This is a genomic window from Belliella alkalica, from assembly GCF_022549785.1.
GTDB classification, from domain to species: Bacteria; Bacteroidota; Bacteroidia; order Cytophagales; family Cyclobacteriaceae; genus Belliella; species Belliella alkalica.
Genome location: NZ_JAKZGO010000051.1, coordinates 1 through 2,610, shown reverse-complemented (window position 1 = coordinate 2,610; position 2,610 = coordinate 1). Strand labels below are relative to the sequence as shown.

2 protein-coding genes are annotated in these 2,610 nt (G+C 36.3%); one reads left to right on the top strand and one right to left on the bottom strand.

From position 1 onward, the window contains the following. The coding region (locus tag MM213_RS20505) for a hypothetical protein (protein ID WP_241414753.1) at positions 1 to 1,726 on the bottom strand (1,726 nt) is incomplete at its 3' end. 388 nt (positions 1,727 to 2,114) lie between these two features. Here MM213_RS20505 and MM213_RS20500 point away from each other — a divergent pair. Next, positions 2,115 to 2,531, top strand: coding sequence for a DUF4168 domain-containing protein (locus tag MM213_RS20500; protein WP_241414752.1), 417 nt, complete (start codon positions 2,115 to 2,117; stop codon positions 2,529 to 2,531). Positions 2,532 to 2,610 lie beyond the last annotated feature (79 nt).

The window sequence follows — 2,610 nt, the reverse complement described above, 5'->3', positions numbered from 1 at the left end:
TGATGTATTCTATTTTTTGCCCCCAATTGACTTCAAGGATATATACTCCATTAGGTGATTTTTTGAGAAGGTCGGCAATTTTCAGAGAGATTTCTTTAAGATCTTTGCCTTCTATAGGTTTGTGGTTGGCAAGAGAAGTTACAAGTCTGATGCTTAGTTCCTCGTTGTTGAATTCTCTATTGTTTATCAATTCAAGATTGAAAGATTCCCCTGAGGTAGGATTAGGAAATGCCCTCCAAACTCCTTTGGTGATAATCGTAGGAGGGATTCTTACTCCAACCACATCACTGTATGAAAAAGATCCAGAGAAATCCACCTGCTTCAGCCTGTAGTATGCAATACCACCAAGAAGAGGAAGTTTTTCATCTATAAAGCTATACTTTTCCACATCATCAGAGTAGCCAACACCTTCCACTTCCCCTATTTTCTCAAAAGACTTTACGTTATCTATTGCTCTTTCAATTTCGAAATGTGAGTTTTCCCATTCTTTACCCGTCGCCCAAGAGATTGTTGAGGTTCGGTTTTGTGGGGTGAAGGATGCGTTGAATTCTAGGAATTCTACGGGAAGGAGTCTGCATCCACCATAGTATGCTGGTAATGGGTCAATTGTAGAACCCCATCGTGACTGTGGTGGAAATGAGCCTTCATTTTCTCCTGTTGGAGGCCTCTGATTGCAGATCACTAATTGACTTGTGTTCCTCACAATGACTGAGCCTCCATTTGGCTGATCTGTAGTAAGATTAGATTGGATAAGGACATCTGAATTGTTTTCTAAATCAAGAATAGAACCGGCATTATTAAAAAGGTTGACATTGCCATTGAAAGTTCCAATTGAATTGTCACGAAATCGAATTGGGCCATTTACATCAGTACTCCCCCTTACAAGCAAATTTGAGTTGTTGTTAATGTTTGCTCCAGAATCACCATTGTTTGGAATAGACAGATTACCATTTAATATAGCACTAGTATTGTTGTTTAAAGTTAAAGGTTTGTTAAGTATAGTGTTACCATTTACAGTAATTGTAGCCGAGTTATTTAGCGTTGTTCCATTCGTAACATCGCCATCGGTTTGTGAAGTGAAATTTCCATTGACAAATATAGTAGAGTTGTCTACTGCTAATATACCTCTATTTGATACCAAATTCCTTTGCACTCTTAGTAGACCATCGCCACTTAGATTTATTCTTAACCCATTAGTACCACTATTTACTATCGTTAAATTTCCATTAATAAAAGTATTGCCCTGAATATTTAAGGTTCCGTTTAGACTTGTATTTCCTGAGATACCCGATCCTCCTGCTAGAATTCTAAATGATGATCCAGGTGCAGAATTTACAGTTCCATTAATAGTTGCATTAGCTCTTATTTCAAAATTACCAAAATTGTTAAACGTAAAGTTGTTACCAATGTTAAACCCTCCGTTTTCTGGCTGAGTAAGTATGCCATAATTATTCAAAGTAGCATTAGTCCCGAATAAATCATTGAATTGGCCTGTAACTGTCCTGTTTGAGGGGATACATATGGTTAAATTGTTTCTGCCTTGGAAGTTTATTGGGATGGTTCTGTTAAAATCAATGCATACCACGTCACCATCATTAAAATTAGGGACAGCAATGTCGTCTGATATTGTTACCGTACATCCAGTACACTGCCCAAAAATCTGTCCCGAAAAAACTAGCAAGACCAATATCCCAGCAATAACTGTTAGGTGAAATTTTACAATCATACAGTAGGTTTATAAAGGTATGGAGAAATTTTAGTTTTAATCGTAATTTTCAACTGTAGCCAGGTGTTAGGCAACTGTTCGAATTATTGACTTTAAGCAAAATATTAGGGCACAACTATTAACTGGGTGACATGGTTGTTAGTTTAACTTAATTGGGTGATCTCAAATTAAATCTACACTGTAAATATAGGTCAAAGCTGATTTCGAACAAAATAAAAAGTCGTTTATAGCCACATAAATAGACTTTGAGAATGCTTGTGATTAACCTATTGTACTTTCCTTTCTTGCATCTTTTTCAAATGATAAAATATTTCCGAATTAATTTTTTAGTATGTTTTAAAAACTATAATTTGTTTTTTGGGTATGTATCAAACAAAACCTAAAAATTATGAATGATTCAAAATTAATGACTAAGACTTCGATGCTTTCGCTGATATTCACCTTATTTATTGGGTTTGGAGCCATTGCACAGCAGATGATGCAGCCACAAGCCCAAGTAAACGAGGATTTTTCAGACCAAGAGTTTGAAGAATTTGTAAAAATCAATCTGGTATTGATCCCGCTTCAAGAGAAATCTCAGGGAGATATGATAAAAGCCATAGAAGACAACGATCTTAAAGTAGAACGATTCCAAGAATTGGCACAAGCACAGCAAGCGGGTACTCTGACTGAAGTAGCTTCAGGAGCTGACGAAATGGCAAACTTTAACAGTGCCGGTCAAAAAGTAATGGAAATGCAACAAGGACTTCAAACTGAAATCCAAAAGACTATCACGGACAGCGATCTTTCTGAAGAAAAGTTTTAGGAAATGTATATGGCTTATACCCAAAGTCCAAAAGTGAAAGCCAAGGTTGATGAAATGATCGAAAAAGAAATGAATGAAT

Bases quoted from the DNA above. Each gene is read 5' to 3' on its own strand.
- MM213_RS20500 (WP_241414752.1), top strand. From the start codon at position 2,115: ATGAATGATTCAAAATTAATGACTAAGACTTCGATGCTTTCGCTGATA.